Raw genomic sequence first — 6030 nt, 5'->3', positions numbered from 1 at the left:
ACAGCAGCACACAGCCCAAAAAGGAGCGTAAAACAGCCAAATCTGTGGCAACCCTTTCCCAATCAAATTAGGGCTGGGTCAGTTTTCGATGCAAACGCTGGGTCAGTTTTCAGTGCAAACCAACACAGATAGCGTCGCACCGTGTTGCGCGATATGCCAAGTCGCTTGGCAATCTCTCGTAAAGAGACATGATCACGCAAGTGCCAACGGCGAATAATGCTGAGAAGAGCCACGTCGATCACTCCTGTTTCCTGCACGGTACCGAGCAGGATAAGAATAGTGTTCACGAGATGGGTCAGAATTAGATACAAATCAAACGTAGAAGTGGGTCAACTCTGCCTGCAAGTCAACAGCTTGCCATCACCTTCTGACTATCGCTTTACCAACTTAGGAGCTTAGAGTTTTCGGTTCTAGAGTGAGTAAATACCCTCTGGATTGGGTATCATTACGTAACCTGGAGGGTTGTTGCCGTGGCTAGCTTGTACGAAGATTTGAAGCATGTGAAGACTGAGGAAGACGTTAAAGACGCCTACATCAAGGCGTTGAATCTGAAGTCCTATACCAAAGGTTTGATCGATATTCAAACCGATGAAGTATGGTTAGAAGCAAAGCACACTGGAAAATACAGTACATATGCCCAATTCACGCAGTTGTTGCACTACGTCCAAGTCGCATTAAATAAAGGTGACAAGGTGCCGCCGTTTCTGGCAGTTATAGATACAGAAAAAGCATCTATCATGAAGTCGGCGGACGTTATCCCCTTCCTTGAGAGAAAAACTATCAAGTGGGGAACAAGTGCTAGCAAATTTACGCAGGAGGCGCTGCAAGAAGTCTCGGCCTACATCGGAACGCACTTCGTGTCGTTTCGGCTTGCTACAAACGAAGCGGAATTTATCCAAACGATGAAGGCGGCGATCCGGTCTGGAGACATTATTCGTGTCCAGATCAGCCCTGCCAACTTACGGCAAGTTTTTGACAGGTGGGTGGAACTCATCGGAAAGGAGATCCAAGGAGTCAATGCCGAAGACCACGCATTATTGTTCTATGCGGACGTTATGCATGACGGAAATGTATCGACGTACAAGGACATGCCTGCTAGCTTGGCTCAGATTGATGGGCAACCCGCTTTCGTGCTGCGTCGGAAGTTTTACAGGTTGGGAAATAGAGAGGGATACCGAAGGTTTTGGGCGATCTATCACCGTCCGCCAAAAGAGGAGTATCGAGACTATCTTCTGGAGCGTCGGGACAGTCTCATTGCTTATGACGAACGCATGTTCAAGGGGGCTTACTACACTTCGTTGTCGACGGTGGACAAGGCCTACGACACGCTGTCCTATCTGCTAGGACCGGACTGGCAAAAAGAATACATCGTTTGGGATATGTGCTGCGGCGTAGGCAATCTTGAGGTTAAGCATTCGAACCATCGAAATGTGTTTATGTCCACTCTGGACGAAACCGATTTAGCGATGATGGTATCAACAAAGACGTGTGCGGCGGCCGCACGGTTTCAGTACGACTATCTCAACGATGACTTGGACGAGAACGGCTTCATAGACTACACCAAGACTAACAAGGTGCCAGCGTCTCTTCGCGAGGCGATAGCCAAGGGCAAGAAGCTCTTGGTGCTCATCAATCCTCCATACGCAGAGGCAGCCAACGCGGGCGCAAACAGAGGTAATGGTGATGCAGAAGCGAAATCGGAGGTGGCCGCGACGATGATGGGCAAGAGCATGGCCGGCTACGGCTACGCTGCTCGCGAACTCTACGTGCAGTTCCTTGTTCGTATCTCTAGGGAAATTCCGCATGCCACCATAGCTTGCTTCAGCAAGTTAAAGCATGTTAATGCGCCAAACTTTGAAACTTTCCGCAGGCGCTGGAATGCGCGCTACCTCGGCGGCTTCATTATCCATAGCAAGGCATTTGAGGGGCTCAAGGGCGATTTTCCTATCGGTTTCCTTGTTTGGAAACATGAGCCGCCGGATCGCATGGTTCCGCCCTTGTCCGAAATCGTAACAGAGGTGGTTGATCGCTTCGCCAAGCCAATTGGTGCCAAAACATTCTTCACGAACCCAGGGCAATTGCTTGGTGAGTGGATTGAGCGGGTGCGCCCCAATGGCGAGGATGCCCTCCCCTTGAAGAACGCGCTGACGCCAACCACCAGCACCAAAGACGTGCGGGGTACAAAGTGGGCTGACGATGCCATAGGGGGCTTCATGTGCAAAGGCTCTGACCTGCAGAATGCCGGTACCAACACCGCCCTGTTTTCTTCTGGGTATTGCAGTGCTGGGGGCATGCTAGTGACACGCCACAACTTCGATCAGGTGGCGGTGGTGTTTACTGCACGGCGAATCGTTAAACAGTCCTGGGTTAACGATCGCGACCAGCTCCTCTCGCCCAAAGCCTCGTTGCCTGCAGAATTTATTTCGGACTGTGTACTTTGGACCCTGTTCAATTCTAGTAACCTCACCGCGAGTGCCGAGGGACTAGAGTGGAATTCGCGCTCATGGACACTCGTAAACCACTTCGTTCCATTTACTGAGGCCGAGGTAGGAGCTCCGAGTGCGTTTGAATCCGACTTCATGTCGAGGCATCTGGCCGGAATGAGCCTATCAGTTGAGTCCGCTCAGGTCTTGGAGGAAGGTCGTAAATTATGGACAGCATATTTTGACCACACTGATTCGCACGGCACTCGCGCAAAGTGGCACTTAGAGCGTACCGACGTCGGATGGTACCAAATACGAAATGCTCTACGAGCGCGTAACGCGAGTGGGGACTTCACGCCGGTGGACTTCAAACCGTTCGAAGTAGCCTACGAGACTCTGACCGAGAAGCTTCGCCCAGGCATTTACGTACACGGTTTTTTGTTACAGGACAACTAGGAGGGAGATCTGTTACCAGCCAAGCGGTTGGTTAAGCGGACGTCAGCGGTTTCGCTGTTGGTGCCCTCCGTCTCAGGTACGACAACCTCTCGCGGGCTCATCGCTGATCGGCAGGCAAAGAGCAGCGATGTCTAATCTTTCATGGAGAGGACTCGCCTCGGCAAGCCGGATCGAGCCTCTGTTGTCAAAAGTCGAACGTCCGCTTTCACTCGCAGCCACTGGCAGCATTTGGCCGGAAGCGGCGGTCGATGACAGACAGCTCCCGACCCGCAGCAGGCGGTGACTTTTTGGTGGACAATTCGCCTTATCACCCATAGCTTTGAGCGGAGAAACTTGTGGAGCTTCATCATCAATTGGCTCAGGTTAGCGATGCCAAGACGTTTCTCGTTTTTGCTCGTGCTTTGGCGGAGTACATACCAAATGGCGAATGGGAAAATACAACGATAGAAGCCTTCCTCCACGGTGCCATTGCATGGGCTGAAGATAGTAACTTTGGAGTTGCTCAAGGGCTTCAAGCTTCCAACCTCTGGCATCAGTTCGCCACTTTCTTGTACTGCGGGAAAATCTACGAGTGAGCAGGTGACGCACGTATTCGCGTTCAGCATCATGCGCGCCGGATAGCGTGGCTGCTTTGGTTCAGTCCGCTGATCGTCCGCTACTGGCCGGCAAGCGACCACTCGCCGGCCGGGATGCATCAAACCTCTGTTTGTTCAGCCATCTCAAGAGCATCGTCGACCTCGATGCCAAGGTAGCGAACTGTGCTTTCCAGCTTGGTATGCCCGAGCAGCAGCTGTACAGCCCGAAGATTCTTCGTCCGGCGGTAGATCAGCGAGGCTTTTGTACGGCGCATAGTGTGGGTTCCATATGCGGTATCGTCGAGGCCAATCGACGCGACCCAGCGATGCACAATCCGGGCGTACTGCCGCGTCGACAGATGCGGCGACGTATGCAACCGGCTCGGAAACAGAAAATCCGCCGCCTTAAGCCCTCGCGCTTCGATCCATGCTTCAAGGCTCTCACGGGTTTGCTCCGTAATCTCGAATTGGACCGGACGCTGGGTCTTCTGTTGCATGACGGTAGCTCTCGCGGCTACGTGGCTGCCGTGACGGATGTCCTGTACCTGCAATCGCGTGAGATCGCATGCTCGAAGCTTGCTATCAATTGCGAGATTGAACATCGCGAGTTCTCGGGTGTTCGAAGCCATCTGAAGTCTCATTCGAATTGCCCAAATTTCTCGGAGTTTTAGGGGCGGCTTCTGCCCGGTGAGCTTTCCCTTGTTCCATGGCACACGACGGTCAACGGCGGCATTCGCGGATTCCATGACAATCTCCTTTTGAGTAAAGGGAGATTCAGTGTGCTCCTACGGAGGAGCGCTATCCGACCCATTTCCGCCGTTCGCGTTTTCTCGGTGTATGTCAGTGTTCAAGAACTGACCATCGCTGAATCAGTTCATATGCCAGCCTAAACCTCGGATTGGGCTGGCTCAAGTGTTGCGCCATCATGGCTTTACATGAAGTACGGCTTGTCGCCGTCGGTATGCGGCTTGTTCACGCCCAGGTTGGCACCCACATGCATCTCTGGATTGGCGATGATGCCGACGATCAAGTTACCCACGCTCTTGCGAGAAACAACGGTTCCCTTGAAGGGCTCGTTCTTGGCAGTCAGCTCGTAGTCCACTTCATCTTTATCCATCAGCCACGCCGGGCGTACGATGGTGTACTGGAGGCCGGAGGTCTCGATCAGGTCTGCCGCTCGGCGATAGGGCTTGAGGTCTTCTCCGATGATGGCGCGGTTCCAGTCCCCGAACTTGCCCGGAACCTCGTCGTAGATGCCCAGTGACAGCACGAAAACTAGGCGCTTGACGCCTTCGGACTGCATGGCGGCGATAACCGCCTGGGCCTGCTTATCCAGGTTCTCGCCGATGAGGTTGGCATAGACAATATCTTGGTTGACCACGGCGCTCTGAAGCAGCTTCTTGTCCAGCACATTGCCGATCACGACCTTGGCGTTGATGGGCTCGTTGCCCGTCAGCTTTTTGGGGTCGCGCAGCAACAGGGTCTGACTGATGCTCGGGTCATCGGCAAGCGCCTTGACGACCCATTGGGCAATCTGGCCGCTGGCGCCGAGGATGAGGACATTTTTCATAAGTGCTCCGAAATACATTTGACGATGGCAACGGGTGCCATTGGCACCCGCAAGCGAGCCGCCATCGATTACAGGCGCTGCTGGAAGAATGGCACGACTTGCGCCATGGCGATGGCCACGGGTTCGGATTTGTCGTACAGGTCGTAGTGCGACCAATCTTCTGCAACGACGATGTGCTTGTCCTGCGAAGCTGCGCGGCTGTAGATTTCCCAGCCATCGCGATAGGCGCCAAAGCCGCCGGGCTTGTCTCCAATCACTACCATCAGCGGCTGGGTGAGCAGCACTTCCGCGTGCAGGAATGCGTCCCAGCCCATGGCTGCTCCGCTGAACGACATCAGCTGGCTGGTGGCGCCATTCGGTTGCTGGCCGCGTGCGGTCTTGTAGTAATCGGTGGCTTCGAGCACGTCGATGTCGGTGGTGCCAGCTTTGCGTGCCGCATCTACTGAATCGGGTAGCAGATTGGCCGCGTCGCGGGCGGCGCCCTGGGCCTGGGCAGTCCGCATCTGCGCAATGCCTTGGGCCAGTTCGAGCGGCTTGAATTGTGCGAAGCCTTCGCGGATCAGGCGGCCGTAGTTCACCCCGGTGATGGACACCAACGCCTTGAGACGGTGGTCGGTGATGCCGGCATGCACGGTGTAGGCGCCGCCGCCGCAGACGCCTATGGCGCCGATGCGCTCGGCGTCCACATAGGGCAGCGATTGCAGGTAATCGACCGCAATGCGGATGTCGGAAACGCGGATGGCCGGATCCTCGATGAACCGGGGCATGCCGCCGCTAGCGCCCTGGAAGCTCGCATCGTGCACTAACACGACAAAGCCGGCCTCGGACAAGCCTTTGGCGTATACGTTTCCTGCGGTCTGCTCCTTGCAACTGCCGATGGGGTGGGTGCTGACAATGGCTGGATATTTTTTGTTGCTGTCGAAGCCGGGCGGCAGGTAGATGTCGGCTGCGGTGTCCCAGCCCAGGTTGGGGTAGCGGACAGTCTGGATGGTGGCGTTGCTCATAG

Annotated in this window: 5 protein-coding genes and 1 pseudogene; 2 read left to right on the top strand and 4 right to left on the bottom strand. The window is 54.7% G+C overall.

The window, feature by feature from the left end:
• Window positions 1-125 precede the first annotated feature (125 nt).
• Window positions 126-242, bottom strand: a pseudogene (locus IB258_RS19255) (helix-turn-helix domain-containing protein); the annotation flags it as partial.
• Between the two features lie 228 nt (window positions 243-470).
• On the opposite strand from IB258_RS19255, the gene IB258_RS19250 reads away from it, so the two are divergent.
• Both IB258_RS19250 and IB258_RS19245 read left to right on the top strand, forming a co-directional pair.
• Window positions 471-2879 carry a hypothetical protein gene (locus tag IB258_RS19250; protein WP_192353048.1) on the top strand — a complete coding sequence of 803 codons (2409 nt, stop codon included), beginning with the start codon at window positions 471-473 and terminating at the stop codon, window positions 2877-2879.
• 335 nt (window positions 2880-3214) lie between these two features.
• The gene (locus tag IB258_RS19245; protein WP_192353047.1) at window positions 3215-3454 is read left to right on the top strand and encodes a hypothetical protein; all 240 of its coding nucleotides are present in this window, start codon (window positions 3215-3217) and stop codon (window positions 3452-3454) included.
• A gap of 119 nt (window positions 3455-3573) precedes the next feature.
• On the opposite strand, the gene IB258_RS19240 is transcribed toward IB258_RS19245, so the two are convergent.
• From IB258_RS19240 to IB258_RS19230, 3 genes are all read right to left on the bottom strand, one after another.
• Window positions 3574-4200, bottom strand: coding sequence for a tyrosine-type recombinase/integrase (locus tag IB258_RS19240; RefSeq protein ID WP_192353046.1), 627 nt, complete (start codon window positions 4198-4200; stop codon window positions 3574-3576).
• Window positions 4201-4385: 185 nt separating this feature from the next.
• The gene (locus tag IB258_RS19235) at window positions 4386-5024 is read right to left on the bottom strand and encodes an SDR family oxidoreductase (protein ID WP_192353045.1); all 639 of its coding nucleotides are present in this window, start codon (window positions 5022-5024) and stop codon (window positions 4386-4388) included.
• 68 nt (window positions 5025-5092) lie between these two features.
• Window positions 5093-6028 carry an alpha/beta hydrolase gene (locus IB258_RS19230; RefSeq protein ID WP_192353044.1) on the bottom strand — a complete coding sequence of 312 codons (936 nt, stop codon included), beginning with the start codon at window positions 6026-6028 and terminating at the stop codon, window positions 5093-5095.
• Window positions 6029-6030 lie beyond the last annotated feature (2 nt).

The organism is Achromobacter sp. ACM02 (genome assembly GCF_014851605.1).
In the GTDB taxonomy this organism is placed as follows: Bacteria; Pseudomonadota; Gammaproteobacteria; order Burkholderiales; family Burkholderiaceae_B; genus Achromobacter; species Achromobacter aegrifaciens.
The sequence above is the reverse complement of the archived record's forward strand: the minus strand, read 5'-3'. Positions and strand labels throughout refer to the sequence as shown.

Coding starts and splice junctions, on each gene's coding strand:
- IB258_RS19240 (WP_192353046.1), bottom strand. CDS start 4,200: ATGGAATCCGCGAATGCCGCCGTTGACCGTCGTGTGCCATGGAACAAG.
- IB258_RS19235 (WP_192353045.1), bottom strand. CDS start 5,024: ATGAAAAATGTCCTCATCCTCGGCGCCAGCGGCCAGATTGCCCAATGG.
- IB258_RS19230 (WP_192353044.1), bottom strand. CDS start 6,028: ATGAGCAACGCCACCATCCAGACTGTCCGCTACCCCAACCTGGGCTGG.